Origin of the sequence: Micromonospora sp. NBC_01638, from assembly GCF_045209745.1 — a bacterium.
Lineage (GTDB): Bacteria > Actinomycetota > Actinomycetes > Mycobacteriales > Micromonosporaceae > Micromonospora.
Window position 1 is genome coordinate 1,426,749 of sequence record NZ_CP109273.1, and the last position, 26,536, is coordinate 1,453,284.

Consider the following 26,536-nt stretch of genomic DNA (forward strand, 5'->3'; position numbering starts at 1 on the left):
TCCATAGGCCGCAGACCCGTGGAGATCTTGGACAGTTTCCGTCACCCGCGCACGGAAACTGTCCAAGATCTCCACAGCCGGCGTACCGCCGCTCAGCCGGACGACCGGCGCTGCCCCACGCAGTGGGCGGGGGATCCCCGGCAGCAGAGGCCGTCCGGCTCGGTGGGTCAGCGAACGGTGACGGTGACCGTGTGCCAGCCGGTGGCGCCGTCCGGGACGACGCCCTGCGTACGCTCGGTCTGGGTTTCGCCGGTCGCGTCTGTCGCCCGAACCTGGAGCTGGTGCTCGCCCGGCGTGGCGTCCCAGCGCCAGGACCACTGCACCCAGGTGTCCACCGACACGGTCGGGGCCAGCTCTGCCTGCTGCCACTCGCCGCCGTCGACGCGTACCTCGACCCGGCGGATGCCCCGGTGCTGCGCCCAGGCCACGCCAGCGACGGTCACCGGCCCGGTGGTCAGCCGGTTGCGCCCCCGGGGTGTGTCGATCCGCGACTGCGTCTTGATCGGCCCCTGGGCGGACCAGCCGCGCGGCACCCAGTACGCGTCGAAGTCGGCGAACCGGGTCAGCTCCAGCTCGGTCACCCACTTGCAGGCCGACACGTAGCCGTAGAGGCCGGGCACCACCATCCGGACCGGGAAGCCGTGCTCGACCGGCAACGGCTCGCCGTTCATGCCGACCGCCAGCAGCGCGTCCCGCCCGTCGCGCAGCGCGGCGGTGGGAGTGCCGCAGGTCCAGCCGTCGACCGACCGGCCGACGACCTGGTCGGCGTCCTCGTCCGGCTCGACCTCGTCCAGCAGTTCCCGCAGGGGTACGCCGAGCCAGCGGGCGTTGCCGATCAGGTCCCCACCCACCTCGTTGGAGACGCAGGCCAGCGTGACGTAACGCTCGACCAGCGGCCGAGCCAGCAGGTCCGCGTAGCTGTAGGTGCGCTCGGTGCCGACCCGCCCGTGGATCCGCAGCCGCCAGGTGTCCGGGTCCACCTGGGGCACCACCAGCGCGGTGTCGATCCGGTAGAACCCGAAGTTCGAGCTGACGTAGGGCGCGAGCTGTGTCAGCGAGAGGTCCGCGCCCGCCGGCACGGCCGGCGCGGGGGCGACCGGCGCGGGCAGCCGGATCGCGTCCCGGGCGGCGGAGACCCCGCGCCGCCCGGCGAGCCATCGCCCACCGAGACCGGCCACCACGGCAGTGCCCAGCAGCACCCCGCTGCCGGTGAGGAACCTCCGCCGCGACTCCGGGTCGACTGCCGCAGACCCGGCCGGCTCGATCGTGCCCGCCCCCGGCGGCTCAGCCGGGGTGAGCGGCTCGGCCGGCGACTCTGGCATCGGGCCGGCGGGCGACACCGACGCGGCGGTGGGCGCGGCCGGCAGGGGTGGTGACCAGGGCCAGGGGTCCAGCTCGAACGGTCCGGCGATGAACAGCCAGAGCACCAGGGCACCGAGACCGCCGCCGACCAGCGACGGCAGTGCGTCGGCGGCGTCCGCGCCGGGACGGGTCAGTGCGGCGGCCACGCCGATCGCGCCGAACGCGGCGATGCCGGCCAGGCCGAGTGCCAGCCGGCGGACCGCCAGCACGCCGAACAGCGCGGCGAACGCTCCGAGCAGCAGGGCCGTGCCAACCAGCAGAGCGATCTTGTCGGCGGTGCCGAAGACGTCGATGGCGAACTGCTTCAACGACTCGGGGACGGCGTCGACGACCACCCCGCCGACCGCGACCAGGGGCGCCGACCGGGGGCCGGTCAGCACTGCCACCGGTTCGGCGATCCCGATCGCGACGGCGGCGGCGGTCACTCCGGCCAGCGCGGCGTAGCGCCGCGACGTGGTGCTCATCGGCCCAGTGTGCGCGATCATCTCGCTCGGTCGCCAACAACGTCAGCGTCCGGTAATGATCGGCCAAACGAGCCGGGGCACCCCGCCGTACGACGGTGTGCCCCGGAACGGGTGTCGCTACCGGATCAGAAGCCCGGGCCGTGCTGGTGGCCGTGGCCGTGGCCGCCGGCGGCGGCCGGTTCGGCCTGCTCCGGCTTCTCCACCACGAGGCTTTCCGTGGTGAGCAGGAGACCCGCGATCGAGGCGGCGTTGGTGACCGCGTTGCGGGTCACCTTCACCGGGTCGATGATGCCGGCCTTGACCAGGTCGACGTACTCGCCCTTGGCAGCGTCGAGGCCGTTGCCCCACTCCAGGTCGGCGACCTTCTGGGTTACGACGTAGCCGTCGTGACCGGCGTTCTGCGCGATCCAGCGCAGCGGCTCGACGAGCGCCTTGCGCACGACCGAGACGCCGACCTTCTCGTCACCGGTGAAGCCCAGGTCGTCGTCGAGGACCGAGCGGATCTGCACCAGGGCGGCGCCGCCGCCGGGCACGGTGCCCTCCTCGACCGCAGCCTTGGTCGCCGCGATGGCGTCCTCGATGCGGTGCTTGCGTTCCTTCATCTCGACCTCGGTGGCCGCACCAGCCTTGATGACGGCGATGCCACCGGAGAGCTTCGCCAGCCGCTCGGCCAGCTTCTCCCGGTCCCAGTCGGAGTCGGAGGCCTCGATCTCCTTGCGGATCTGGGACACCCGGTCGTCGACGTCGGCCTTCTGGCCGCCGCCGTCGACGATCGTGGTGTTCTCCTTGTCGACCACGACGCGCCGAGCGGTGCCGAGCACCTCCAGGCCGACCTGGTCGATCTTGTAGCCCAGCTCCGGGGCGACCAGCTCGGCGCCCGTGGAGATCGCGATGTCCTGGAGCATCGCCTTGCGCCGGTCACCGAAGCCCGGGGCCTTGACCGCGCAGACCTTGAGGGTCTTGCGCAGCGAGTTGACCACCAGGGTGGAGAGCGCCTGGCCGTCCACGTCCTCGGCGATGATCAGCAGGGGCTTGCTGTTCTGCAGGACCTTCTCCAGCAGCGGCAGCAGCTCCTCGATCGCCGAGATCTTCTGGGTGGTGACCAGGATGTACGCGTCCTCAAGGACGGACTCCTGACCCTCCAGGTCGGTGACGAAGTTCGGCGAGATGAAGCCCTTGTCGAACTGGAGACCCTCGGTCACTTCCAGCTCGGTGGTGAGCGTCGAGCCTTCCTCGACGGTGATGACACCGTCGCGGCCGACCCGCTCCATCGCCTCGGCGATCAGATCGCCGATCGTGGCGTCCTGCGCGGAGATCGTCGCCACGTTCGCGATCGACTCCTTGCTGGTGACCTCTGCGGCACGGCCGAGCAGCGCCTCGGAGACCTTCATGGCCGCCGCGTCGATGCCCCGCTTGAGGCCGGCCGGGTTGGTCCCGGCGGTCACGTTGCGCAGACCCTCGCGAACCATCGCCTGGGCCAGCACGGTCGCGGTGGTGGTCCCGTCGCCGGCGACGTCGTTGGTCTTGGTCGCCACCTCCTTGACCAGCTGCGCGCCAAGGTTCTCGTACGGGTTGGTGAGCTCGATCTCCTTGGCGATGGTCACACCATCGTTGGTGATCGTCGGCGCACCGAATTTCTTGTCCAGGACGACGTTGCGCCCGCGCGGGCCGAGGGTGACCTTGACCGTGTCCGCGAGGGCGTTGACACCGTGCTCCAGCAGGTGTCGGGCGTCGTCCGAGAAGCTCAGAATCTTCGCCATATATGTCCCTTCGAAGCGCCATTGCCCCGGCCCGGCGAGCCGGACCGGGGCAATGTCACTGATCGGTTGCTTACTTCTCGATGACCGCGAGGACGTCGCGGGCGGAGAGCACCAGGTACTCCTCGCCGGCGTACTTGACCTCGGTGCCGCCGTACTTCGAGTAAAGGACGGTGTCGCCGACCTTGACGTCAACCGGAACGCGGTTGCCGTTGTCGTCGACGCGGCCCGGGCCCACAGCGAGGACAGTGCCCTCCTGCGGCTTCTCCTTGGCGGTGTCGGGGATCACGATGCCCGACGCCGTGGTGGTCTCAGCCTCGTTCGCCTGGACCACGATGCGGTCCTCGAGCGGCTTGATCGCAACCTTGGTCGCGGTAGTCACGGGCATACCCTCCTGGGGTACTGGTTTCGTTGCTGGCCGGCGGGGCCGACCAGCGTCAATTGCCTCATGCCACCGGGCGGGGCCGTCGTCGCGGGTGCCGGTCCGCCTGGCGTGCGCACCCGGGTCGCGAGACCCGGAAGCTGGCACCCTCAGGGTGAGAGTGCTAATCGCAGGTTATTCCGTGGCTAGCACTCCGTCAAGGAGAGTGCCAGCGCGTCGCGCCCCGCCAGCCTTGATTTTCGGGTCGACCCGGACAATGACCGGGTGGATCTCGATCAGCTGGCGGCGCTGCGTACCCCCGAGGGGTCGGCCGCGCTCACGGCGGCGGCCGGGCTGGCCGGCGGCGATCCGCTGGCAGCGGCGTCGGCGCTGCGCGCGGGCGGGGTGCCGCCGACGCTGGCCGCGGCGGCACTCACCCAGGCCGAGCTGCGCCACCGGGCGGTCGGCAAGTTCGGCCCGGCCGCCGCTGGGATGTTCCTCACTCGCCCTGGCCTGGAGCAGGCCACCCGCCGGGTGGTCGCCGACCGTCGGGCCGCGCGGCTGCACGCGGCCGGCGTGCGCACCCTGGCCGACCTCGGGTGCGGCCTCGGGGCCGACGCGCTGGCCGCCGCCCGCGCCGGCATCCGGGTGTACGGGGTGGAGGCCGACCCGGTGACCGCCGCGATGGCCGCCGCCAACGCCGCGGCGGCCGGGCTGGCCGAGCTGTTCACGGTCGAGTGCGGCGACGCCACCGCGTTCGACGTCTCCCGGGTCGACGGGGTCTTCTGCGACCCGGCCCGCCGCACGACCGGCACGGGGCGCCGGATCTTCGACCCGCGCGCCTACTCGCCACCGTGGGATTTCGTCACCGGCCTGGCCGAGCGGGTGCCGCGCACCGTGGTGAAGGTGGCGCCGGGCCTGGACCACGCGCTCATTCCGGCCGGCGCGGAGGCGGAGTGGGTCGGCGTGGACGGCGACCTGGTCGAGGCCGCGCTCTGGTGCGGCGAGCTGGCGGGGGCGCCCCGCCGCGCCACGCTCTACCGCCAGGTGGGTGCCGAGGTGCACCGCCACCAGCTCACCGGCTCGGGTGCCCACGAGGCACCGGTCGGGCCACCCCGCCGATACCTGTACGACCCGGACCCGGCGGTCGTCCGCGCGCACCTCGTCGCCGAACTGGCCACCGACCTGGACGCGACCCTCGGCGACCCGAGCATCGCGTACCTGTACGCCGATCACCCGACCCGCACCCCGTACGCGCGCTGCCTGGAGATCACCGACGTGCTGCCGTTCTCGCTCAAGCGCCTGCGGACGCTGCTGCGGGACCGTCGGGTGGGCCGGGTGGAGATCCTCAAGCGTGGTTCCGCGCTCACCCCGGAGCAGCTCCGCCGGGACCTGCGGCTGGCCGGCGACGCGGCGGCGAGCCTGGTGCTCACCCGGGTTGGCGGAGCGCCGACGGTGCTCGTCGGCCGACCGGTCGACTAGCCGGAGCGCGTGTTCAAGTCGCTGCAGACCCGCTGACGGCTTTCATTACGGCCGATTCCTCCTGCGTGGCCGGGGAGTAACAGTCGCGTTGCTGAATTGTTATCGCTCCCAACAAACTTGGCACCTGCACAGTCTTGTGGACTCGGCGCGAGGCGCAATACGTTGCCGGACACAACAAAACAACACCTCCCCCACCCCGAAAGGACCCTGCACATGCGTAAGGGGATCCTCACCATCGCCGCCGTGGGCCTGCTCGCGACCGGTGGCTTGACCGCCTGTAGCGACGACTCCGGCTCCGGCTCGGCCGACTCCGCCAAGACCCCCAAGATCGGCGTGATCCTTCCGGACAGCAAGTCCTCCGCCCGTTGGGAGACCGCGGACCGTCGCTTCCTGGAGGAGGCGTTCAAGGCCGCCGGCGTCAAGTACGACATCCAGAACGCCCAGAACGACAAGTCCGCCTTCCAGACCATCGCCGACCAGATGATCACCGGTGGCGTCACCGCCCTGATGATCGTCAACCTGGACTCCGGCACCGGAAAGGCCGTGCTCGACAAGGCCAAGTCGCAGGGCGTCGCCACCATCGACTACGACCGGCTCACCCTCGGCGGCTCCGCCCAGTACTACGTGAGCTTCGACAACGAGACCGTCGGCAAGCTCCAGGGCGAGGGCCTGTCGAAGTGCCTGACCGAGAAGGGCGCCAAGAACCCCGTCGTGGCGTACCTGAACGGCTCCCCCACCGACAACAACGCCACCCTGTTCAAGGCCGGCTACGACTCCGTGCTCAAGCCGAAGTTCGACGCCAAGGAGTACGTCAAGGGCCCCGAGGACGCCGTGCCGGCCTGGGACAACACGCAGGCCGCGACGATCTTCGAGCAGCAGCTCACCAAGGCCAACGGCAAGATCGACGGCGTGCTGGCCGCCAACGACGGTCTCGGCAACGCGGCCATCTCGATCCTGAAGAAGAACAAGCTCAACGGCAAGGTGCCGGTGACCGGGCAGGACGCCAGCACCGAGGGCCTGCAGAACATCCTCGCCGGTGACCAGTGCATGACCGTCTACAAGGCGGTCCGGGAAGAGGCCAAGGCGGCCTCCGACCTGGCCATCGCACTCGCCAAGGGCGAGAAGAAGGACACCGGCCAGACGGTGAAGGACCCCGAGGGTGGCCGCGACGTGCCCTCGGTGCTGCTCACCCCGAAGGCCATCTACAAGGACACCATCAAGGACGTCATCGCCGACGGCTACGTGACCAAGGAAGAGGTCTGCGCCGGGGCGTACGCCAAGCTCTGCGGCGAAGCCGGCATCAGCTGACCGACGCCGTAGTACCCGCCGCGACGACCATCGCCGCCCGGCACGGGAGCACCCCTCCCGTGCCGGGCGGCGCCCGCCGGACGGGCCCCGACCCTCCCTTGAGAAGGAGACCCCCGTGTCCGCGACCCCCCTGCTGGAACTACGCGGGATCGACAAGAGCTTCGGTCCCGTCCAGGTGCTCCGCGACGTCGCCCTGACCGTCCACCCGGGAGAAGTGACCGCACTTGTCGGCGACAACGGCGCCGGCAAGTCGACCCTGGTGAAGTGCATCAGCGGCATCCACCCCACCGACGCCGGAGAGTTCCTGTTCAACGGTGAACCGGTACACATCGGCAGCCCCCGCGACGCCGCCGCGCTCGGCATCGAGGTCGTCTACCAGGACCTTGCGCTCTGCGACAACCTGGACATCGTGCAGAACATGTTCCTCGGCAGGGAGAAGCGCAGCGGCATCGTCCTGGACGAGCCGACCATGGAACAGCTCGCCGCCGAGACACTGGCGGGGCTCTCCATCCGCACCGTCACCTCACTCCGCCAGCACGTGTCCAGCCTCTCCGGCGGTCAGCGCCAGACCGTGGCCATCGCCAAGGCGGTGCTGTGGAACAGCAAGCTGGTCATCCTGGACGAGCCGACCGCGGCGCTCGGCGTGGCACAGACCGCCCAGGTGCTCGAACTGGTTCGCCGGCTCGCCGACAACGGCCTGGCCGTGGTGCTCATCTCGCACAACATGAACGACGTCTTCGCCGTCTCCGACCGGATCGCCGCGCTGTACCTCGGCCAGATGGTCGCCCAGGTGAAGACCACCGACATCACCCACGCCCAGGTGGTCGAACTGATCACCGCCGGGCGCTCGGGCGGGCTCGGCCTCGCCACCGACCCGGGCAGCAACGGCGACGGCCCGCAGCCGGCCGACTCGATTTCAGGAGGCGTCCGATGACCACCACCGCCGTGCGGAAGGACGGCCCCGCAGCCGTCACACCGCCGCCGACCGTCGGGAGCCACGCCCGCAACTACCTGAGTCGGGTACGCGGTGGCGACGTCGGGGCGCTGCCGGCCGTACTCGGTTTGGTCGTGCTCTGCACCGTCTTCGCGGTCATGCGGCCATCGTCGTTCCTGTCGGCCGGCAACTTCGCCAACCTCTTCACGCAGGGCGCAGCGGTCACGCTGATCGCGATGGGTCTCGTCTTCGTGCTGCTGCTCGGCGAGATCGACCTCTCCGCCGGCTTCGCCAGCGGCGTCTGCGCGGCGGTGCTGGCCAATGTGGTCACCGTGCTCGGCTACCCCTGGTGGGTCGCCGTGCTCGCCGCGGTCGCCACCGGCCTGGTCATCGGCACCACCCTCGGCATGCTCGTCGCCAAGATCGGCATTCCGTCCTTCGTGGTCACCCTCGCCGGCTTCCTCGCCTTCCAGGGCATCGTGCTGTTGCTGGTTAAGGAGGGCACCAACATCTCCGTCCGCGACGAGGTGCTGGTCGCCATCGCCAACCGCAACCTCACCCCGACCCTGGGCTGGGCGCTGACCGCCCTCGCGGTGGTCGGCTACGCGGCGGTGCAACTGCTGCGCCACCGCAACCGGGTGGCCCGCGGCCTGCTCACCGACCCGATCGCGGTGGTGGCGCTGCGGATCGCCGGACTCGCCGTCATCCTCGGCACCGCCGTGTACGTCCTCAACCTGGAGCGCAGCCGCAACGTACTGATCGTCTCGCTCAAGGGTGTGCCGATCGTGGTGCCGGTCATCGCGGTACTGCTCATCGTCTGGACCTTCGTGCTCCAACGCACCAGCTACGGCCGGCACATCTACGCGGTGGGCGGCAACCGGGAAGCGGCCCGCCGGGCCGGCATCGAGGTCGACCGGATCCGAATCTCGGTCTTCATGATCTGCTCGTCCATGGCGGCCATCGGTGGCATCGTGGCGGCCAGCCGAGCCAACTCGGTCGACCCGAACACCGGGGGCAGTAACGTACTGCTCTACGCAGTCGGTGCAGCCGTGATCGGCGGCACCAGCCTCTTCGGCGGCAAGGGCCGCGTCCTCGACGCCGTGCTCGGCGGCGCGGTGGTCGCGGTCATCGAAAATGGAATGGGCCTGATGGGGTACAGCGCGGGAGTCAAGTACGTGGTCACCGGCGTCGTGCTGCTGCTCGCCGCCAGCGTCGACGCGCTCTCCCGCCGCCGCGCGGCAGCAACCGGCACCCGCTGACCGCGCGGGAGGTAGCACCACCATGCGCCCAGGACCGAGCCAGGATGACGTCCGACGGCAGAACCTCGGGGCCCTGCTGAGGCACGTGCACGTCCACGGGGCGACCACGCGCGCCGAACTGACCACCACGCTGGGCCTCAACCGCAGCACCATCGGTGCGCTCACCGCCGACCTGTCCGCAGTGGGACTGGTCAGCGAGGGAGCGCCGAAGGAAACCGGCCGGGCCGGGCGACCATCACTTGTCGTCCGGCCCGAGTCGGCCCGGGTCTACGCGTACGCGTACTCGGTAGAGGTGGACCGGCTGCGCGCCGCCCGGATCGGGTTGGGCGGGGCGGTCCTGGACCGCCGGGATCTGGACCGACCGCGCGGACTGTTGGCCGCGGAGGCCGCGCCACTGTTGGCCGGCGCGGTCAAGGAGATGCAGCAGATGGTGCCGCCCGACGCGATCTGCGTCGGTGCCGGCGTCGCGGTCTGCGGCATGGTCCGCCGCGACGACGGCCTGGTCCGGCTCGGCCCGACCACCGGCTGGGTGGATGAGCCGATCGGCGCGACCCTCGCCGACGAGTTGGGCATCGGCGTGCCGATCACCGTGGGCAACGTGGCCGACGTGGCCGCGTTCGCCGAGCACGCACGGGGTGTGGCCGCGGGCTGCGACAACGTCCTCTACCTGTACGGCGACGTCGGAGTGGGTGCCGGCATCATCGCCGGTGGACGCCGGCTGACCGGGCACGGTGGGTACGGCGGCGAGGTCGGCCACATGAAGGTGGTCCGCGACGGCAAGCCCTGTGAGTGCGGCTCCCGGGGCTGCTGGGAGACCGAGATCGGCGAGCACGGTCTGCTCCGGGCTGCCGGACGCTCCGACGCCCGGGGCCGAGACGCGCTGCTGGCCGTCTTCGATGCCGCCGACCGGGGTGACGCGCGGGCCCAGACGGCGGTCCGCCAGGCCGGCGACTGGCTCGGCTTCGGGGTGGCCAACCTGGTGAACGTCTTCAACCCCGAGATGGTCATCTTCGGCGGCACCATGCGCGACCTCTATCTCGCTTCGGCGGCCCAGGTCCGCAGCCGGCTCAACTCCAACGCGCTCGGCGCCTGCCTGGAACACGTCCGACTGCGTACGCCGAAACTGGGCGAGGACGCCCCTCTGGTCGGGGCTGCCGAGTTGGCCTTCGAACGACTCCTCGCCGACCCCCTCGACGTGGGCTGATCCGCGTACGCTGTCCGGCGTGGATGTCGAGCTGCGCGCCTCCGACGACGACCGCAACCGGGTGGTCGCCGAGCTGCACCGGCACACCGCGGCGGGCCGGCTGACCCTGGACGAGTTCTCCGACCGGGCGGGTGCAGTGTGGACAGCGCGCACCCTCGGTGACCTGGCTGCGCTGACCCGCGACCTGCCGACCCTGCCCGATCCGGCCGTCGGCAGCGACCCCGTCGGGCACGGGCGTCGAGAGTTGCTGATGCTTTTCGCCGCCGCCGCGTTCACCCTGCTGCTGCTCGGCGCCTTTCTCGCCGTCACCCGAAACTGATCCAGGTCGCCCTTGATGAACTGATCGCGCGATCGGTCCGTACCAGTGGGCGGACGGGCAGCCAGCAGAGTATGGCTGCCCGGTCCAGACGCGTTTCGGTCCGGACCGAGGAGGCACCACAGACATGGCACCGCTCAGATCCGCCCGTCGCTGGCTGGGCAACCGGACCCACCGGGCGACGATGCTGCTCATCGCGATCGTCGCGGCGGTCGGTGTCCTGCCCGGTGTGGCCGTCGCCGCGCCCGCTGGCGGTGGCCAGCAGCTCAACGCCGCCGACATGACGCTGCTCAACGGGGTGCGCCTGGCCGGGCTGTGGGAGATGCCAGCCGGCCAGATGGCCGCCGAGAAGGGGCAGTCGGCCAAGGTCCGGGAGATCGGCGCCGGCATCGCCAGCGAGCACCAGAAGCTCGACCAGCTCGTCGTGGACGCGGCCAACAAGCTGGGCGCGAGCATCCCGAGCGAGCCGACCGCCGAGCAGAAGGGCTGGCTGGCGGAGATGCAGAAGGCCTCCGGCGCCCGGTTCGACCAGATCTTCGTCACCCGGCTCCGGGTGGCCCACGGCAAGATCTTCCCGGTGATCGGCGCGGTGCGGGCCAGCACCCGGGACGCCACCGTCCGTAAGCTCTGCGACGACGCCAACGGCTTTGTCCTGCACCACATGCAGATGCTGGAGAGCACCGGGTTGGTCCGCTGGCCGGAGCTGCCGCCGGCCGCGCTGCCCGCCCCCGGTGACGACGGGCTGCTGGCCGCCGCCGCTGCCAACACCGGCCCGCAGGTCGGGGTCAGCAGCACCGTCGTCTGGCTGGTCTTCCTCGCCGCGCTGGGCACCGGCGGAATCGCCACCTACCGGATGCTGCGCCGGAACTGATCATCGGCGGTGGCCTCGTTGGTGGCTCGCGTCAGCGGTCGACCTGGGTGAAGTCCCAGGAGTGCGGCGCGCGGGCCACCAGCAGGGCAGGCGGATCAGGCAGCGGACGCGGGTTGCTACGCCACTTGGAGATGACCACCACGCGGTGGTCGGTGGAGGAGAAGACCTCGCTGGAGACGTACAGCGGGTCATGTTCCAACTCGGGCAGGGCGGTGTCGCACACCCAGGTGATCAGATCCGCCACACCGTACGCCTCGGCGCGCGCCTCCCACATCCGCACGATCATGTCCGCCGCTCCCGTCACACGCTGACCGTGGTCAACGGCAATGCCGAATCGGCCGGCAGGTCCAGTCGGCTCGGCGCGACCCCTGCGGCGACCAGGTGCGACCCGAGCGCGGCCACCATGGCGCCGTTGTCGGTACACAGCTTCGGCCGGGGCACCCGGACCTGGATGCCGTACTTCTGGGCCCGCTGCTCGGCCAGCACCCGCAGCCGTGAGTTCGCCGCCACTCCCCCGCCGATCACCAGGGTTTCGATCCCGTTCGCGCGGCAGGCGGCGAGCGCCTTGCTGGTCAGGACGTCACAGACCGCCTCCTGGAAGGACGCGGCCACGTCGGCCACCGGCACCGGCTCGCCGGCACGCTGACGCGCCTCGACCCACCGGGCCACCGCCGTCTTCAGCCCGGAGAACGAAAAGTCGTACCGGTGGGCGGCGAGATCCTTCGCGGCGGTCAGACCGCGTGGAAAGGCAATCGCCGCGACGTCGCCGGCCCGGGCCTCCCGGTCGATGGGCGGACCGCCCGGAAACGGCAGCCCGAGCAGTCGGGCGACCTTGTCGAACGCCTCGCCGGCCGCGTCGTCGATGGTGGCGCCCAGCGGGGTGACACCCCGGGCGAGGTCATCGACGAGCAGCAGCGAGGAGTGGCCGCCGGACACCAGGAGCGCGATGGCGGGTTCGGGCAGAGGCCCATGCTCAAGCGTGTCCACCGCAACGTGGGCGGCGAGGTGGTTGACGCCGTACACCGGCTTCTCGGCGGCGAGCGCGTACCCCTTGGCGGCGGCGACGCCGACCAGCAACGCGCCGGCCAGACCAGGCCCGGCGGTGACCGCGATCGCGTCGATGTCGGCCAGCGTGACGCCGGCCTCGGTGAGCGCCCGGTCCATGGTCGGCACGATGGCCTCCAGGTGTGCCCGGCTGGCCACCTCGGGCACCACACCCCCGAACCGGGCGTGCTCCTCGACGCTGGAGGCGAGCGCGTCGGCCAGCAGGGTGTGCCCCCGCACGATGCCGACGCCAGTCTCGTCGCAGGAGGTCTCGATACCCAGGATCAGCGGTTCGTCAGCCATGGTCGTGTGGTCCGTCCCCGGTCGGCTCGGCGTCGCGCCGCATCACCAGCGCGTCAGTGTTGCTCGGTTGGTAGTAGCCGCGCCGCACCCCGATCGGCTCGAAACCGTACGTCGCGTAGAGCCGCTGAGCGGCGGCGTTGTCCATGGCGACCTCCAGCAGGGTGCTGCGGGCGTCGCGCCGGGCCGCCTCGGCGAGCAGATTCTCCAGCAGGGCACGGCCTACGCCGCGCCGCTGGGCGTCCCGGCGGACGGCGATGTTCTGCACCCACACCTCGTCCGGCGGAGCACCGGCGAGCCCGGCGTATCCGAGCACCGAACCGTCCGCGTCCACGGCGACCCGGTAGTGGTGCCCGTTGGCCAACTCGTTCCAGAACATGCCCGGCGACCACTGCTCGGCGCCGAAGAGGTCCGCCTCGATCAGCAGCACGTCGTCGATGTGCCACCAGCGGAACGGGGCGAGCCGTACCGCCGTCATGGCAGGACCGGTTTGCGGCTGATCGCCGCCACCGCGTCCGGGCGGCGCAGGTAGAGCGGGGTGAGCCGCTCACTGGACGCGCCCGCCCGGATCCGCTCGGCGGCGAGCAGCGCCAGCACGGTGGCGTCCGGGTATCGCGGCTCTACCCGCACGGGCAGATCCAGGGTCTCGGCGTACCGGTGCGCCCCGTCGCCGACCGCTATCGTCACGCCCAACTCCCGGGCACGCGCCGCGGCCACCACCGGCGTGGACACCTCCGGCCCGACGATCCGCTGGCCGGCGCCGTCATAGACGGCCCAGTAGAGCTCCTTGCGCCGGGCGTCGCTGGCGGCCAGCACCGGATCGCCGGACGCCGCCGGGTAACCGATGGCATCCAGCGAGCAGACTCCGTACGTGGGGATGCCGAGCACCTGGCCCATCGTCGCGGCGGTGACCAGGCCGACCCGCAGCCCGGTGAACGGCCCGGGGCCGAGCCCGGCGACGATGGCGGCCAGGTCACGCGGGCGCGCGTCGGCGTCGGCGAGGACCGCATCCACCTGGGGCGCGAGTAGTTCGCCGTGCGCCCGGGCGTCGACCGTGCACCGGTGCGCCCGGGACACCACACCGTCCGCCGAGACCTCCACCAGCGCCGCGGTCACCGCGGGGGTCGAGCTGTCCACCACGAGTACGAGCACGGTAAGCCAGCCTAGCCGCCCCACAAACGCCTGCGGTCACGCCCCGCCCCGCCGCTCAGTCACACCCCCACCCAACGCCCGCCGGCCCGCTCGACGAGCCGGCGGGCAGCGGGCAGCGCATTCCTCAATGAGCGTGATGCCGGTGAGTCATAAAGATGACTGACAGGCATCACGCTCATTGGGACAAGTCCTGCCGCTCGTCGGCCGTTCGCCCACCGGGGCGATCCTCGGTTCAAACGGCGGCGAGTCGTCAATATGCCGCAGAGGTATCGCGGGCCTCGCGGCCTGGTCCACCATGCCGGGATGTCGTCGACTCGCCTTGTCACCCTTCTGGGCACCGCCGTGCGTCAACAACGACACCTGCGCGAGCTGAGCCAACGTCAGTTGGCCACGCTGGCTGACGTCAGCCAGGCAGCGGTGGCCCGCATCGAACGCGGCGAACGTGCACCGAGCATCCCGGTGCTGGAGCGGCTGTTCGTCGCCATGGACCTCCAGCTGACCGTCGGGGTTGAACCCCTCGACGCGCACCTCGACGCGCGGATCGACGACCTGGCCGCCCGGCCGATCGACGAGCGGATCGACGCGCTGGGCCTGGATCGGGTGCTGGACCAGCTCGCCGACTTCCCGCAGGTGATCACCGGGAGCACGGCGGCGTTGTTGCAGGGCGCGCCGGTGCCCGTCGAGGCACTCGAGATCGCCGTACGTTGGCAGGACTCGAAGCGGTTCACCCGCTGGCTGGAGGCGGCCTGCGGCCAGCGGTGGAACGCCCGCTGGGGTGAGTTCGGCGGGCTGTGGTTGGAGCCCGAGGAGCCGGGCGAGCACCGTTGGTCGACCCGGTACGGCGAGATCAGGGCCACGATGTGCGACGCACTGCCGGAGACGATCGAGGTACGTCACGGTGGGCGGGGTTACCGGGTGGTGCCGCTGGTCGAGCTGGAGCTGACCGAGCCGCGCGCCGGCGAGCTTTTACGCCGCTACCGGAAACGGCAGCTAACCAGCGGAGGCCGAGCCAGCAGTGGCTGAGCCAGCAGTGGCTGAGCCAGCAGCAGGTCGTCGACGGCAAGCTCAGCCGGCGGTGCACTCCCAGTCGATGGTCGGCAGGCCGGCGTCGGCGAGCGCCTTGTTGGCCGCGCTGAACGGGCGGCTGCCGAGGAAGCCACGCGGGTTCATCGGGCTGGGGTGGCCGGCCTCCAGCACCACGTGCTGCGGGTTGGTGACCAGGGCGGCCTTCTTGCGGGCGTAACCACCCCAGAGCAGAAAGACCACCCGGTCCGGAGACGCGTCCAATGCCCGGATGGTCGCGTCGGTGAACTCTTCCCAGCCGGCGTTGGCGTGCGAGCCCGGGGTCGCCTGACGGACGGTCAGCACCGCGTTGAGCAGCAGCACACCCTGGGCGGCCCAACCGTCGAGGTTGCCGCTGCGCGGCTTGGGGACGCCCACGTCCTCGCCCAACTCCTTGAAGACGTTGCGCAACGACGGCGGCACCGTCACACCGTCGCGGACGCTGAAGCTCAGCCCGTGCGCCTGCCCGGCCCGATGGTAAGGGTCCTGCCCGAGGATCAGCACCCGAGTGCCCTGCGGTGAGCAGAGCCGGTACGCCGAGAACAGGTCCTCCAGGGGCGGGAAGACGGTCTGCGTCGCGTATTCCCGAGCGACGAATTCGGCCAGCGCGCCGGTGCGCGCCGCATCCAGGTGCGGGGTGAGCACGACACGCCACTGCTCCGGCAGCAGGGCCAACAGATCCAGGGCGGGAGCGTCGTCGGGCATCAGGAACCTTTCACAGCCAGGTTGGCGAGCCGCCGGGCCCAGTCGCCACCGATCGGGTCCAGCTCGACAATACGGGTGTCGTCGTCGAGGCGGTCGATGCGGACCCGCAGGTGCGCGTCCACCAACTGCTCCACCAGGCCCGCACCCCACTCCACCACGGTCACCGACTCGTCCACGGATGCGTCGAGGTCCAGGTCGTCGATCTCGGCACGGGGATCGACGGCGTCGCCCAACCGGTACGCGTCGGCGTGCACCAGGGCCACCCGACCGCCCCGGGCCGGATCGGGGCGGTGCACCCGGGCGATCACGAACGTCGGCGAGGTGATGTCCCCGAGGACACCGAGCCCGGCGCCGACGCCCTGGGTGAGCGCGGTCTTACCGGCGCCCAGCGGGCCGGTAAGCAGCACCAGGTCGCCGGCTCGCAGCAGCCCGGCCAGGCGGCGGCCGAACTCCCGAGTGTCCTCGATGGTCGGCAGCTTGACGACGTGACTCACCGTTCCTCCGGCTTCCCGAGTGACTCGAGGAACCGCGCGAGCGCGGCATTGACCTCGTCAGCGTGCTCCAGCATCACCACGTGGCCGCTGTCCTTGATCTTGACGAACTCCGCGTGCGGCAGCCGCCGGACGATCTCCTCGGAGTGGGTCACCGGGGTGATCATGTCTTTGTCGCCGACCACCACCAGCACCGGCGTCGCGGCCAACGCCGCGAGAGCCGGGAAGCGCGAATGGGTGGCCAGGGTCCGCAGATAGCGGGTCACCGTGTCGGCCGACGTCCGGGAGTTCATCGTCTCCACAAAGGACACGAGCCTCGGGCTGGGCTTGCGGGTGCCGAACCCATACCTGCGGGTCAGCAGCCAGGCCACGTTCGACGTCGACTTGCGGGCCCTGTCGATCACCGGCCCGCCGTACCGGGTGGCGTTGCTGACCATGTACAGCACCGGGCCACCGACCCGACCAAGCAGCGCGGGCGCGACCAGCTTGGTCTCCGCGACGAGCCCGCCCGACGTGGCCATCAGCACCGTGCCCACCACCCGGTCACCGAACAACTCCGGGAACAGCTCGGCGAACGCCATGATGGTCATACCGCCCATCGAATGGCCGACCAGCACCAGCGGCCCCTCCGGGGCGGTTCGGTCGATCACCTGGCGCAGCGTCCGGCCGAGCACCGCCAGGTCGTACTCTCCGGTCTCCAGCCGACCGGACCGGCCGTGACCGGGCTGGTCGTACGCCACGACCCGGTAGTCACCGCGCGCGGCGAGCATCTGGCGCTGGAAGTGGAACGTCCCCATGTCCAGGCAGAAGCCGTGCACCAGCACGACCGTCGGGTGCCCCGGCACCGGACTGGTCGGCTCGACCACCTCGACGTGGATGTCCGTGCCGTCCGGCAGCTCAAGACGGAACGCCTCGTCGTACCGCTGCTCGCCGAACTCCTCGTGCGCGTAGCGATCGGCCGGGTCGGCCTTGAGGCGGCGGACCAGGGTGCGCTCGGTCGCGACGCCGGCCGCCAGGCCGGCCGCGGCCACCCCGACCGCGGCGACGATCCCCGCGACCCGGCCCACCGCGGTCCGCGGACGCGGAATGCGATAGCTCACGGCCGCTCGCCGTCATACACCCTGGGCACGCGCGTGCTGCCGAACCGGGTGACGATCTCGTAGTTGATCGTGCCGACCGCCTCGGCCCAGTCATCGGCCGTCGGCTCGCCGTCGACGCCGCTACCGAAGAGCGTCGCCACATCGCCGTCCGCCACCGGGTCGTCGCCGCAGTCGATCACGAACTGATCCATGCAGACCCGCCCCGAGATCGTCCGCCGTACGCCACCGAGCTGCACCGGGCCGGTGTTGGAGGCGTGCCGGGAAACCCCGTCGGCGTACCCGAGCGGCACCAACGCCAGGTTCGCGTCGGCTTCCGTCGTGTAGATGTGCCCGTAGGAGACGCCGGTGCCGGCGGGCACCCGCTTGGTGAGCATCACCCGGGCGCGCGCGGTCATCGCCGGCCGCAGCCCGTACGTCTCACCGGCCACCGGGGAGAGACCGTAGATGGCCAGGCCGGGGCGGACCAGGTCGAAATGGGTGTCCGGGCGGGTCAGGGTGGCCGCCGAGTTGGCGAGGTGCCGCCAGCGCGGCCGCAGCCCGGCCCGCTCGACCATGGACAGCCCTTCGTGGAAGACGGCCAGCTGACGGTCGGTCGTGGGGTGACCGGGGATGTCCGCGTACACGAAGTGGCTCCACACGCCGACCACCTCGACCAGGCCGTCGGCCTGCGCCTTGGCGGCGGCGTCCAGCAGCGCCGGCCAGTCGGCGACGGTCGCCCCGCCCCGGGACAGCCCGGTGTCGATCTTCAGGTGCAGGCGGGCGGGGCGCCCGGCGAGCCGGCTTGCCTCGACCATCTCGTCCAGCTGCGGCAGGCTGGCCGCGCCCAGGTCCACCCCGGCGCTGACCCCCTCGTGCAGCGGCAGCCCGGGCGCGAGCAGCCAGGCCAGCACCGGCACGGTCACCCCGGCCCGACGCAGGGTGAGCGCCTCGTCGAGGGTGCAGACGCCGAGCCAGTCCGCCCCGGCGTCGAGCGCCGCGCGGGCGGCCGGGACCATGCCATGGCCGTACCCGTCGGCCTTCACCACCGCCATCAGCTCGGCGGTGGTGCCGGAGCGGAGTCGGCTCACGTTCTCGCGGATTGCGTCAAGATCGACGCGTACCTCGGCCTGCCACATGCACCCAGCCTACTTTCCGCTGTGATCAGCGCGGGCGGCGACGCCACGTCCCCGACCACCGATCCGGACGTCCCGCTCGAACCAGCCTGATCAACCCAGTCGGGCGATGACCGGACGCAGGGCGGTCGCCACGTCGGGCGCGGTCACCGGCCCACCCCGGGCCGCCTCCCGGCCGGCGAGCCCATGCAGGTACGCAGCCGAGGCCGCAGCCCGATCGGCGGGCACCCCGGCCGCCAGCAGCGAGCCGAGCAGCCCGGCCAGCACATCGCCGGTGCCGCCGGTGGCCAGCACCGGAGTGCCGGTCGGGTTGACGTACGCCCGACCGTCCGGCGTGCCGATCACCGTGCGGTCCCCCTTGAGCAGCACCACCGCGTTCATCCAGGCGGCCAGCCGCAGCGCGGCGCCGACCCGGTCGGCGCCGGGCTCCTCCCCGCAGAGTCGCGTGAACTCCCGGTCGTGCGGGGTGACCACGATCGGCGCGTCCCGACCGCGCAGCCGGTCGGCGAGCGAGCCGTCCACCAGCAGGGTCAGCGCGTCAGCGTCGAGCACCACCGGCACCGGGGCGGCCAGCACGGCGCGCAGCTCAGCCGCCGCGTCCCCGCCGGTGCCCAGCCCGGAGCCGCAGACCCAGGCCTGCACCCGGCCCGCGTCGGCGACCCGCTCACTGGTGATCACCGAGGGGTGCTGGTGCAGCACCTCGGCTCGGGCGCTGCCGGCGTAGCGGACCAGGCCGGTCGGTCCGGCCAGAGCGCCGCCCACCGAGAGCACCGCGGCACCCGGGTAAGTCGCCGAGCCGGTCGCCACGCCCACCACGCCCCGGCTGTACTTCTCCGATGCCGGGCCCAACTTCGGCCACCAGTCGTTCAGGTCGGACCACTCGGTGACCTGTAGCGCCGGGGTGCCCCGCAGCCACGGCCGCAGCCCGATGTCGACCAGCTCCACCTGCCCGGCCAGGGCGGCGGCCGGCCCGACCACCAGTGCCGGCTTCAGCGCGCCGAACGCCACCGTCACGTCGGCGCGAACCGCGGTCGGCCGCCCGGACGAGGCCAGCGGCACGTGGCCGGTGTCCACCGCGACCCCGCTCGGCACATCCACCGCCAGCACGGTGGCACGCTCGCCGTCACGCCCACGCAGCGTGCCGAGGCCCTGGACCACCTCGTCCGCGCTCGCCCGCAGCCCGCCGGTGCCGCCGATGCCGATGATGCCGTCGAGGACCAGGTCGACCGGGCCGGTCGGTCGCGGCACCAGCTGGCCGCCAACAGCTCGCAGCGCGGTCAGCCCCGCAGCGTGCGCCCGCCCGGGGGTGAGGAGCAGAGCGGACACCTGGACACCCCGGCGAGCCAGCCGCTCCCCCGCGTACAACGCGTCGCCGCCGTTGTCGCCGGAGCCGACCAGCAGCAGCACCCGGCCGCCGTAGACCCCGCCCCGCTCGGCGAGCAGCAGCGCGGCCCGCCGAGCCAGCCCGGCGGCGGCCCGCTGCATGAGCGTCCCCTCCGGCAGTGTGCCCATCAGCCCTGCCTCGGCCGCCCGTACGTCGGCCACCCGCCACACCGATCTCATGCCACCGTGCCCCTCCGTTCGCGGGTGGGCCCGAATCTCCCGCCCGGCCGACGTCATCGTTGCGCGACCACCATCGCCGACGCGATCCCCCCGTCGTGCGACAACGAAGATGCCGGTGATTGACCCCACGCGCGTCGGCCGCCGCCGCGACGGTGCCGGAGACGCGGGCGGCGAGCGACTCCGGCGAGGACCACCACACCACCCTACCGGCGGTCGAGGCCGCAGATTAGCCGTCGGGCCGGCGGTGGGCAACGCCTGTGGACAGGCCGCGGCACGGCCCACGGCGGCTGTCCACAGGGCACTCCGGCGCCTGCGGTGCGCGCCTAGCGTCAGCGCGTCGATGCCGATCGTCCACGGGGGTGTGGTCATGACCGATGAGCTGTTCGCCGTCCGGCCGGAGGAGTTGCGGGCCGTCGCTGTGCTGCTCGACGACGAGGCGCACCGGCTGGCGCTGGGCCTCGCGGGGGTGCCCGGGCTGCTGGTGGCGGCGCCCGAATGGCGAGCTGGTGCGGCCCTGGCGGGGCTGGAGGCAGCCGCGCACACCTGGTTCTGCCGGCTGGGTGGCCAAGTCGCGGCGACCTCCGGTGGGGTCCGGGCGGCGGCCGAGGCGTACGAGACGGTGGACGATCGGGCCGCCGACCGGTTCGCCGCCCTGCCCAGGTGAGCACCGTCGGCTACCGGCGGCTGTGGGCAGCGGATCCGGGCGGGTGGCGGGCCACCGGGGCAGCCTGGGCCGGGTTGACCGGGCCGACCGACCGACGCGCCGGCGAGCTGCGTACGGCCGCCGGGCGGTTGCGGGGCGGTTGGTCCGGTGCGGCAGCCACGGCGGCGGACGCCCGGCTCGCCGATCTGCGTGACGAGTTGACCTCGGTCGCGCCCGCGCTGATCGAGATCGATCAGGTGCTGGCCGAGTTGGCCGACCGGCTGACGGTGGCGAAGGCGCGGCTCGCCGCAGCGGTCGCCCAGGCGGACGCGGCCGGCCTGGTGGTGGACCGCTCGGGCGGGGTGCACGTCGATCCCGCCCGGTTCCAGCCCACCGAGCGGGCCGACGTGGCGGCGGCCCGGGTGGCGGCGACCCTGCGGGACGCGCTCGACGGGGCAGGGGCAGCGGATCGGGTCGCCGCCGACCGATTGGATGAGCTGGCCCGGGCCGCCGGCTCCGGCTGGGCGTCCCCGCCACCGCCCGGCCGGCCCGCCCCGGGTGCCGCGCCGACGCTGGTCCGCGCCTGGTGGTCCGGGTTGACACCGGCGCAGCGACGGTGGCTGATCGGGCGCGAGCCCGCCCTGGTCGGCCGGTTGGACGGGGTGCCGGTGGCCGCCCGGGACCAGGCCAACCGGCTACGGCTCGGGGTCTGGCGCGACGAGTTGCTGGCTGAGCGGCGACGGTTGCTGGCCCGGGTGCCGCCAGGGCCGCTCGCGTCGGTCCGGCTCCGCGGGGTGGCCGGACGACTGGCCGGCCTGGACGCGCTGACCGGGCGACTGGCGACCGCGGGGGCGCCGCGGGCGTACCTGCTCGGGCTGGATCCGGCCGGTGAGGGCCGGGTGGTGATGGCGCTCGGCGACCCGGACCATGCCGACCGGGTGCTGACCTACGTGCCGGGGATGACCGCCGGCCTGGATGACGCCCCTGGCGAGCTGGGCAGGGCGGCGCGAGTGCTGGACCGGTGCGCCGCGCTCGCCCCGGGTGAGCGCAGCGCGGCGGTGCTCTGGTTGGACTACGACGCTCCGGATTTCCTGACCGAGGCCGCTTCGGCCGGCCAGGCGCGGGACGCCGGCCCGGCGCTGCACCGCTTCCAGGAGGGGCTGCGGGTCAGCCACGACGGGCCACCAGCCCGACAGACCGTGCTCGGGCACAGCTACGGGTCGCTGGTGGTGGGTGTGGCCGCCCGGGAGCACGGGCTGGCCGCCGACGCGCTGGTCTTCGTCGGCTCGCCCGGGGTCGGCGCGTCGCACGCCGCCGAGTTGGGCGTGCCACCCGACGAGATCTGGGCAAGCAGCGCCCCCGACGACGTCATCCGGGCAGCCCTTCCAGTGAACGAGCTGGGCCGACGGGCCTTACTGGGTGCGGCTCCGCTGGCCGCCGTGCTGGGCTGGCCCGACCAGACCGGACATGAGCTGTGGTTCGGTCACGACCCGTCCGATCCCGGCTTCGGCGGTCGGGTCTTCGGCAGTGGGCGAGGCGGGCACACCGGTTACTGGGACCCGGGCAACCCCGCGCTGGACGGGATGGCCCGGGTCGTGCTGGGCGGCTGAAGGCTTACTCGACGGTGACCGACTTGGCCAGGTTGCGAGGCTGGTCCACGTCGTGCCCACGGGCAGCGGCGATCTCGGCGGCGAGCACCTGCAACGGCACCGTGGTGACGAGCGGGGCCAGCAGGGTCGGCGTACGCGGCACGTAGATCAGATGGTCGGCATACCGGACGACGGCCTCGTCGCCCTCCTCCGCGATCACGATGGTCCGCGCGCCGCGCGCCCGGACCTCCTGGATGTTGGAGACGACCTTGTCGTGCAGCATGCCCCGGCCGACCGGCGAGGGCACCACGCAGATCACCGGGGTGCCCTTGTCGATCAGGGCGATCGGGCCGTGCTTCAGCTCGCCGGCCGCGAAGCCCTCGGCGTGCATGTACGCCAACTCCTTGAGCTTCAGCGCGCCCTCCAGGGCCACCGGGTAGCCGACGTGCCGGCCGATGAACAGCACGGTCGGCTCGGACTTCAACTCCCGGGCCAGCTCGCGCACGGGCTCGATCCGGTCGAGCAGCTCGCGCAACTTGCCCGGGATCTCCTGCAACTGCGCGACCACCGCGCCCACCTCGTCGGCGAACTTGATCCCGCGCACCTGGGCGAGGTGCAGGCCGATCAGATAGCAGGCGACGACCTGGGTGAGGAACGCCTTGGTGGACGCGACGGCGATCTCCGGCCCGCCATGGGTGTAGAGCACGGCGTCCGACTCACGGGGAATTGTCGAGCCGTTGGTGTTGCAGATCGCCAGCACCCGGGCCTTCTGCTCCTTGGCGTGGCGCAGCGCCATCAGGGTGTCCATCGTTTCGCCGGACTGCGAGATCACCACGATCAGCGTGGACCGGTCGAGCACCGGGTCGCGGTAACGGAACTCGCTGGCCAGTTCCACCTCGCAGGGGATCCGCGTCCAGTGCTCGATGGCGTACTTGGCGACCATGCCGGCGTGGTATGCCGTGCCGCAGGCCACGATGAAGATCTTGTCGACGTCGCGCAGATCCTGGTCGCTGAGGCGGACCTCGTCGAGGGCGATCTCACCGGTCTCGGTGAGCCGGCCGAGCAGCGTGTCGGCGATGGCCTGCGGCTGCTCCTCGATCTCCTTGAGCATGAACCAGTCGTAGCCGCCCTTCTCGGCAGCCGAGGAGTCCCAGTCGATGTGGAAGTCCTTGCCGGCGGCGGGCTGGCCCTCGAAGTCGGTGATCTCAATGCTGTCACCGGTGATCAGGACGATCTGGTCCTGGCCCAGCTCGACCGCTTCCCGGGTGTGCTCGATGAAGGCGGCCACGTCACTGGCCAGGTAGTTTTCCCCGTCGCCCCGGCCGACCACCAGCGGCGAGTTGCGCCGGGCGCCGACGACCGCGCCGGGCACCGAGGCGTCGACGGCGAGCAGGGTGAAGGCACCCTCCAGTCGCTGGCAGACCACCCGCATGCCGGCGGCGAGCAGCTGCGGGTTGTCTGGCTGACCGGCGGCGCGCAGCTCGGTCAGCGCGGCGGAGAGCAGGTGCGCGGCGCACTCGGTGTCGGTGTCGCTGGTGAACTGGACGCCCTCGGCCTCCAGCTCGTTACGGAGCTTGGCGAAGTTTTCGATGATGCCGTTGTGGATGACCGCGACCCGCCCGTCGGGGGCAAGGTGCGGGTGAGCGTTGCGGTCGGTCGGGCCGCCGTGGGTGGCCCACCGGGTGTGCCCGATGCCGGTGGTGCCGTCACCGATGCCGATCGGGCTGGCCGCGCAGGAGGTCGGGTCGTCGGCGGCCCGCTCGGACAGCACCTTTTCCAGGTTGGCCAGCTTGCCGGCCTTCTTCTCGGTCAGGAGCTGGTCGTCGCAGACGATGGCGACGCCCGCCGAGTCGTAGCCGCGGTATTCCAGCCGCCGAAGCCCGTCGAGCACGATGCCGAGTGCAGGGCGCGCGCCCGCGTATCCCACGATTCCACACATGGCCCCCAGCCTAACCCAGTTTCACTCACGATGGGTGCTCGAAAGTCGGGTTATCAATCACGGAATCTGAGCGATTGGGAGCTGGCGGGTCGCAACCGGACGAGCTTCCAGGCTCTCTCGTGCCCGGCCCTGGCTGACGGGGTTGCGGCGGGTCTTCGGGTACGACAGTCTCTCGGCGGGTTCAGCGCTCCCGTCCACGGCCCGTTCGTTCCATACCCACTCCAGCCCGGAGCAGCCATGTCCGACGCGCCGCCGCCCGATCCGTCCCCCTCGTCCGCACCGGACCCGTCACCCTCCCCACCAGCACCGGATCCGACGGCCCCGCACTCCTCGGCTCCGATCCCGGCCTCCGACCCGCTGGCCCCGGTCCAGCCGTGGGCACCGCCGGCCCCGTGGGCGCCGTCCCCGCCGGCACCGTCTCCGCCGGCCGCGCCGTGGGCGCCGTCTCCGCCGGCCGCGCCGTGGGCGCCGTCTCCGCCAGCGACCCAGTGGATGCCCCAACCGCCCGCGACGCCGTGGACGCCGGAACCGACCACGGCCCCGTGGTCGCCGTCGCCCGACGCCTCGAGCCCGATGCCGGCCGGATCGCCGTCGCCAGCGGGGTGGCCCACGCCCGACGGGCCGACACCACCAGCAGGGTGGCCCACGCCCGACGGGCAGCCACCGCCCGCAGGCTGGCCGCCGCCCGCCACCGGATGGCCGCCGCCCGGTTATCCGCCGCCGTACGCCTACCCCGGGTATCCGCAGGTCAGCGGCAAACCGGCCATGGGCGGCGGACGGGTCGTCGGGATCGTCGTCGCGGTCCTCGTGGTGCTTGTCCTGACCGTGTGCGGCTGCCTCTGCGCGGGTGGTCTGCTGATCGAAGAGACCGACCCGGACCCGGTCGCCGAAGAGCCGTGGGGCATTCCCGAGCGACCCACCGTGGCGCCCACCCCCACCAAGCAGCCGATCACCCGGCCAACCTCGGGGCCGGCCCCGGTGACGGTGGTCTATGAGGTCACCGGAGCGGGCGCGGTCGACATCGCGTACTTCGACGCCGAGAGCGACCTCATCCACGTCGACGGCGCGAAGCTGCCCTGGCGCACCACCATCCGGACCAACGGCAAGAGCCGGGTCCTGGTGGAGGCCAGATGGGCCGACGATGAGGGTGAGAGACCACTCGACTGCACCGTCACGGTCACCGGCGCCGGCAAGCCGGTCGTCAACAAAGCTCGGGGATCCTGGGCTACCAGTTGCGCGCCCGAGTGAGGCTGGGGTTCGGCCGGGAGCACCCGTAGGCTGGCGCAGGTGACGACGAGCACCGATGTCGACCCGCTGGTGGCCCGGATGCGGCCGTTCGGCACGACGATCTTCGCCGAGATGTCCGCCCTCGCCGTGCGCACCGGCGCGGTCAACCTCGGCCAGGGCTTCCCCGACACCGACGGCCCACCGGAGATGCTGGCCGCCGCCGCCGAGGCGCTGCGCGGCGGGCAGAACCAGTACCCGCCCGGACCGGGGATCCCCGCCCTGCGCGCGGCGGTCGCCGCCCATCAGCAACGGTTCCACGACCTGGCGTACGACCCGGACGGCGAGATCGTGATCACCGCGGGCGCGACGGAGGCGGTCGCGGCGAGCATCCTCGCCCTCTGCGAACCGGGCGACGAGGTGGTCTGCTTCGAGCCGTACTACGACTCGTACGCCGCCTCGATCGCGCTGGCCGGTGCGGTCCGGCGGCCGGTGACCCTGCGCCCCACGGCCGACGGCCGGTACGCCTTCGACCCGGCGGCGCTACGCGCGGCGTTCGGTCCGCGCACCCGACTGGTGCTGCTCAACTCACCGCACAATCCGACCGGCAAGGTCTTCACTCCGGCCGAGCTGACCCTCGTCGCCGAACTGTGCCAGGAGCACGGCGCGTACGCGGTCACCGACGAGGTGTACGAGCACCTGGTCTTCACCGACGCGGCGAACCCGCACGTGCCGCTGGCCACCCTGCCCGGCATGCGGGAGCGGACGCTGCGCATCTCGTCGGCCGGCAAGACCTTCTCCTGCACGGGTTGGAAGGTCGGCTGGGCGAGCGGCCCGGCGGCGCTGGTCTCGGCCGTGCTGCGGGTGAAGCAGTTCCTCACCTTCGTCAACGCGGCGCCGCTGCAACCGGCGGTCGCGGTGGCGCTGGCCCTGCCGGACAGCTACTACACCGGCTTCCGCGACGGGCACCAGCAGCGGCGCGACCAGCTCGTCGGCGGCCTCAGCGACGCCGGGTTCGAGGTGCTCAGCCCGGAGGGGACATACTTTGTGACCGCCGACGTCACCGCCCTCGGCGGCCGGGACGGGGTGGAGTTCTGCCGCTCACTGCCGGAGCGCTGCGGCGTGGTGGCGGTGCCCACCCAGGTCTTCTACGACGACACCGACGCGGGCCGACGGCTGATCCGCTTCGCCTTCTGCAAGCGCCCCGAGGTGCTGACCGAGGCGGTCACCCGCCTACGCCAACTACCAACCACCTAACACCCCACCCCCGCCCACCCCCCGCCCGCCCACGCCC

Annotated in this window: 25 protein-coding genes; 12 read left to right on the forward strand and 13 right to left on the reverse strand. The window is 72.1% G+C overall.

Annotated elements, in window-relative coordinates:
• Positions 1 to 167: 167 nt before the first annotated feature.
• The 3 genes from OG811_RS06605 to groES all read right to left on the reverse strand — a co-directional run bounded on the left by OG811_RS06605 (position 168) and on the right by groES (position 3,971).
• Complete coding sequence (locus tag OG811_RS06605) at positions 168 to 1,826, reverse strand: molybdopterin-dependent oxidoreductase (RefSeq protein ID WP_406072807.1); 1,659 nt, start codon at positions 1,824 to 1,826, stop codon at positions 168 to 170.
• Between the two features lie 125 nt (positions 1,827 to 1,951).
• Positions 1,952 to 3,586 (reverse strand): chaperonin GroEL, encoded by a 1,635-nt coding sequence (gene groL / locus OG811_RS06610; protein ID WP_406072808.1) that lies wholly within the window; start codon positions 3,584 to 3,586, stop codon positions 1,952 to 1,954.
• Positions 3,587 to 3,656: 70 nt separating this feature from the next.
• Positions 3,657 to 3,971 (reverse strand): co-chaperone GroES, encoded by a 315-nt coding sequence (gene groES / locus OG811_RS06615; protein ID WP_130404589.1) that lies wholly within the window; start codon positions 3,969 to 3,971, stop codon positions 3,657 to 3,659.
• 258 nt (positions 3,972 to 4,229) lie between these two features.
• Here groES and OG811_RS06620 point away from each other — a divergent pair, with 258 nt between their 5' ends.
• From OG811_RS06620 to OG811_RS06650, 7 genes are all read left to right on the forward strand, one after another.
• Entirely contained in the window at positions 4,230 to 5,426 is a 1,197-nt protein-coding gene (locus OG811_RS06620; RefSeq protein WP_406072809.1) for a THUMP-like domain-containing protein, read from the forward strand.
• 213 nt (positions 5,427 to 5,639) lie between these two features.
• Complete coding sequence (locus OG811_RS06625; RefSeq protein WP_406072810.1) at positions 5,640 to 6,734, forward strand: sugar ABC transporter substrate-binding protein; 1,095 nt, start codon at positions 5,640 to 5,642, stop codon at positions 6,732 to 6,734.
• 115 nt (positions 6,735 to 6,849) lie between these two features.
• Entirely contained in the window at positions 6,850 to 7,668 is an 819-nt protein-coding gene (locus OG811_RS06630) for an ATP-binding cassette domain-containing protein (RefSeq protein WP_396785032.1), read from the forward strand.
• On the forward strand, positions 7,665 to 8,927 hold the full coding sequence (locus tag OG811_RS06635) for a sugar ABC transporter permease (RefSeq protein WP_406072811.1): 1,263 nt from the start codon (positions 7,665 to 7,667) through the stop codon (positions 8,925 to 8,927). Before OG811_RS06630 ends, OG811_RS06635 begins: the two co-directional genes overlap by 4 nt.
• Positions 8,928 to 8,949: 22 nt before the next feature.
• Entirely contained in the window at positions 8,950 to 10,131 is a 1,182-nt protein-coding gene (locus tag OG811_RS06640) for an ROK family protein (RefSeq protein ID WP_406072812.1), read from the forward strand.
• 19 nt (positions 10,132 to 10,150) lie between these two features.
• Entirely contained in the window at positions 10,151 to 10,450 is a 300-nt protein-coding gene (locus OG811_RS06645; protein WP_406072813.1) for a DUF1707 domain-containing protein, read from the forward strand.
• 124 nt (positions 10,451 to 10,574) lie between these two features.
• The gene (locus OG811_RS06650) at positions 10,575 to 11,318 is read left to right on the forward strand and encodes a DUF4142 domain-containing protein (protein WP_406072814.1); all 744 of its coding nucleotides are present in this window, start codon (positions 10,575 to 10,577) and stop codon (positions 11,316 to 11,318) included.
• Positions 11,319 to 11,349: 31 nt separating this feature from the next.
• Here OG811_RS06650 and OG811_RS06655 read toward each other — a convergent pair whose 3' ends face one another.
• The 4 genes from OG811_RS06655 to tsaB are packed head-to-tail and all read right to left on the reverse strand — an operon-like array spanning position 11,350 to position 13,814.
• On the reverse strand, positions 11,350 to 11,604 hold the full coding sequence (locus OG811_RS06655; protein WP_088987640.1) for a hypothetical protein: 255 nt from the start codon (positions 11,602 to 11,604) through the stop codon (positions 11,350 to 11,352).
• Positions 11,605 to 11,618: 14 nt separating this feature from the next.
• Positions 11,619 to 12,665 carry a tRNA (adenosine(37)-N6)-threonylcarbamoyltransferase complex transferase subunit TsaD gene (gene tsaD, locus OG811_RS06660; protein ID WP_406072815.1) on the reverse strand — a complete coding sequence of 349 codons (1,047 nt, stop codon included), beginning with the start codon at positions 12,663 to 12,665 and terminating at the stop codon, positions 11,619 to 11,621.
• Entirely contained in the window at positions 12,658 to 13,140 is a 483-nt protein-coding gene (gene rimI / locus OG811_RS06665; protein WP_406072816.1) for a ribosomal protein S18-alanine N-acetyltransferase, read from the reverse strand. The genes tsaD and rimI overlap by 8 nt, the downstream gene beginning before the upstream one ends.
• Positions 13,137 to 13,814, reverse strand: coding sequence for a tRNA (adenosine(37)-N6)-threonylcarbamoyltransferase complex dimerization subunit type 1 TsaB (gene tsaB, locus OG811_RS06670; protein WP_406072817.1), 678 nt, complete (start codon positions 13,812 to 13,814; stop codon positions 13,137 to 13,139). The genes rimI and tsaB overlap by 4 nt, the downstream gene beginning before the upstream one ends.
• 303 nt (positions 13,815 to 14,117) lie before the next feature.
• On the opposite strand from tsaB, the gene OG811_RS06675 reads away from it, so the two are divergent.
• Positions 14,118 to 14,837, forward strand: a complete 720-nt coding sequence (locus OG811_RS06675; RefSeq protein ID WP_406072818.1) for a helix-turn-helix domain-containing protein — start codon at positions 14,118 to 14,120, stop codon at positions 14,835 to 14,837.
• Between the two features lie 42 nt (positions 14,838 to 14,879).
• Here the strand turns inward: OG811_RS06675 and OG811_RS06680 are convergent, their stop codons facing one another.
• From OG811_RS06680 to OG811_RS06700, 5 genes are all read right to left on the reverse strand, one after another.
• Positions 14,880 to 15,581 (reverse strand): uracil-DNA glycosylase, encoded by a 702-nt coding sequence (locus OG811_RS06680; protein ID WP_406072819.1) that lies wholly within the window; start codon positions 15,579 to 15,581, stop codon positions 14,880 to 14,882.
• Entirely contained in the window at positions 15,581 to 16,075 is a 495-nt protein-coding gene (tsaE, locus tag OG811_RS06685; protein ID WP_406072820.1) for a tRNA (adenosine(37)-N6)-threonylcarbamoyltransferase complex ATPase subunit type 1 TsaE, read from the reverse strand. Before tsaE ends, OG811_RS06680 begins: the two co-directional genes overlap by 1 nt.
• Positions 16,072 to 17,172 carry an alpha/beta fold hydrolase gene (locus tag OG811_RS06690; protein ID WP_406072821.1) on the reverse strand — a complete coding sequence of 367 codons (1,101 nt, stop codon included), beginning with the start codon at positions 17,170 to 17,172 and terminating at the stop codon, positions 16,072 to 16,074. Before OG811_RS06690 ends, tsaE begins: the two co-directional genes overlap by 4 nt.
• Positions 17,169 to 18,287 carry an alanine racemase gene (gene alr / locus OG811_RS06695; RefSeq protein ID WP_406072822.1) on the reverse strand — a complete coding sequence of 373 codons (1,119 nt, stop codon included), beginning with the start codon at positions 18,285 to 18,287 and terminating at the stop codon, positions 17,169 to 17,171. The genes OG811_RS06690 and alr overlap by 4 nt, the downstream gene beginning before the upstream one ends.
• Positions 18,288 to 18,377: 90 nt before the next feature.
• Positions 18,378 to 19,847 (reverse strand): NAD(P)H-hydrate dehydratase, encoded by a 1,470-nt coding sequence (locus OG811_RS06700; protein ID WP_406072823.1) that lies wholly within the window; start codon positions 19,845 to 19,847, stop codon positions 18,378 to 18,380.
• A 367-nt stretch (positions 19,848 to 20,214) separates the two neighbouring features.
• Here OG811_RS06700 and OG811_RS06705 point away from each other — a divergent pair, with 367 nt between their 5' ends.
• Entirely contained in the window at positions 20,215 to 20,511 is a 297-nt protein-coding gene (locus OG811_RS06705) for a hypothetical protein (RefSeq protein WP_406072824.1), read from the forward strand.
• Entirely contained in the window at positions 20,508 to 22,100 is a 1,593-nt protein-coding gene (locus OG811_RS06710) for an alpha/beta hydrolase (RefSeq protein ID WP_406072825.1), read from the forward strand. The genes OG811_RS06705 and OG811_RS06710 overlap by 4 nt, the downstream gene beginning before the upstream one ends.
• Positions 22,101 to 22,104: 4 nt before the next feature.
• Here OG811_RS06710 and glmS read toward each other — a convergent pair whose 3' ends face one another.
• Positions 22,105 to 24,018 carry a glutamine--fructose-6-phosphate transaminase (isomerizing) gene (gene glmS, locus OG811_RS06715; RefSeq protein WP_406072826.1) on the reverse strand — a complete coding sequence of 638 codons (1,914 nt, stop codon included), beginning with the start codon at positions 24,016 to 24,018 and terminating at the stop codon, positions 22,105 to 22,107.
• A gap of 765 nt (positions 24,019 to 24,783) precedes the next feature.
• Here glmS and OG811_RS06720 point away from each other — a divergent pair.
• Both OG811_RS06720 and OG811_RS06725 read left to right on the forward strand, forming a co-directional pair.
• On the forward strand, positions 24,784 to 25,266 hold the full coding sequence (locus OG811_RS06720) for an MmpS family transport accessory protein (protein ID WP_406072827.1): 483 nt from the start codon (positions 24,784 to 24,786) through the stop codon (positions 25,264 to 25,266).
• 39 nt (positions 25,267 to 25,305) lie between these two features.
• On the forward strand, positions 25,306 to 26,499 hold the full coding sequence (locus OG811_RS06725; protein ID WP_406072828.1) for a pyridoxal phosphate-dependent aminotransferase: 1,194 nt from the start codon (positions 25,306 to 25,308) through the stop codon (positions 26,497 to 26,499).
• Positions 26,500 to 26,536: the final 37 nt, after the last annotated feature.

Excerpts from the sequence above, each read along its gene's own strand:
- OG811_RS06720 (WP_406072827.1), top strand. The coding sequence starts at position 24,784 with ATGGGCGGCGGACGGGTCGTCGGGATCGTCGTCGCGGTCCTCGTGGTG.
- glmS (WP_406072826.1), bottom strand. The coding sequence starts at position 24,018 with ATGTGTGGAATCGTGGGATACGCGGGCGCGCGCCCTGCACTCGGCATC.
- OG811_RS06605 (WP_406072807.1), bottom strand. The coding sequence starts at position 1,826 with ATGAGCACCACGTCGCGGCGCTACGCCGCGCTGGCCGGAGTGACCGCC.
- rimI (WP_406072816.1), bottom strand. The coding sequence starts at position 13,140 with ATGACGGCGGTACGGCTCGCCCCGTTCCGCTGGTGGCACATCGACGAC.
- OG811_RS06680 (WP_406072819.1), bottom strand. The coding sequence starts at position 15,581 with ATGCCCGACGACGCTCCCGCCCTGGATCTGTTGGCCCTGCTGCCGGAG.
- OG811_RS06705 (WP_406072824.1), top strand. The coding sequence starts at position 20,215 with ATGACCGATGAGCTGTTCGCCGTCCGGCCGGAGGAGTTGCGGGCCGTC.
- OG811_RS06650 (WP_406072814.1), top strand. The coding sequence starts at position 10,575 with ATGGCACCGCTCAGATCCGCCCGTCGCTGGCTGGGCAACCGGACCCAC.
- tsaD (WP_406072815.1), bottom strand. The coding sequence starts at position 12,665 with ATGGCTGACGAACCGCTGATCCTGGGTATCGAGACCTCCTGCGACGAG.
- OG811_RS06640 (WP_406072812.1), top strand. The coding sequence starts at position 8,950 with ATGCGCCCAGGACCGAGCCAGGATGACGTCCGACGGCAGAACCTCGGG.
- OG811_RS06675 (WP_406072818.1), top strand. The coding sequence starts at position 14,118 with ATGTCGTCGACTCGCCTTGTCACCCTTCTGGGCACCGCCGTGCGTCAA.
- OG811_RS06625 (WP_406072810.1), top strand. The coding sequence starts at position 5,640 with ATGCGTAAGGGGATCCTCACCATCGCCGCCGTGGGCCTGCTCGCGACC.
- groL (WP_406072808.1), bottom strand. The coding sequence starts at position 3,586 with ATGGCGAAGATTCTGAGCTTCTCGGACGACGCCCGACACCTGCTGGAG.
- groES (WP_130404589.1), bottom strand. The coding sequence starts at position 3,971 with ATGCCCGTGACTACCGCGACCAAGGTTGCGATCAAGCCGCTCGAGGAC.
- OG811_RS06700 (WP_406072823.1), bottom strand. The coding sequence starts at position 19,847 with ATGAGATCGGTGTGGCGGGTGGCCGACGTACGGGCGGCCGAGGCAGGG.
- OG811_RS06655 (WP_088987640.1), bottom strand. The coding sequence starts at position 11,604 with ATGATCGTGCGGATGTGGGAGGCGCGCGCCGAGGCGTACGGTGTGGCG.
- OG811_RS06635 (WP_406072811.1), top strand. The coding sequence starts at position 7,665 with ATGACCACCACCGCCGTGCGGAAGGACGGCCCCGCAGCCGTCACACCG.
- alr (WP_406072822.1), bottom strand. The coding sequence starts at position 18,287 with ATGTGGCAGGCCGAGGTACGCGTCGATCTTGACGCAATCCGCGAGAAC.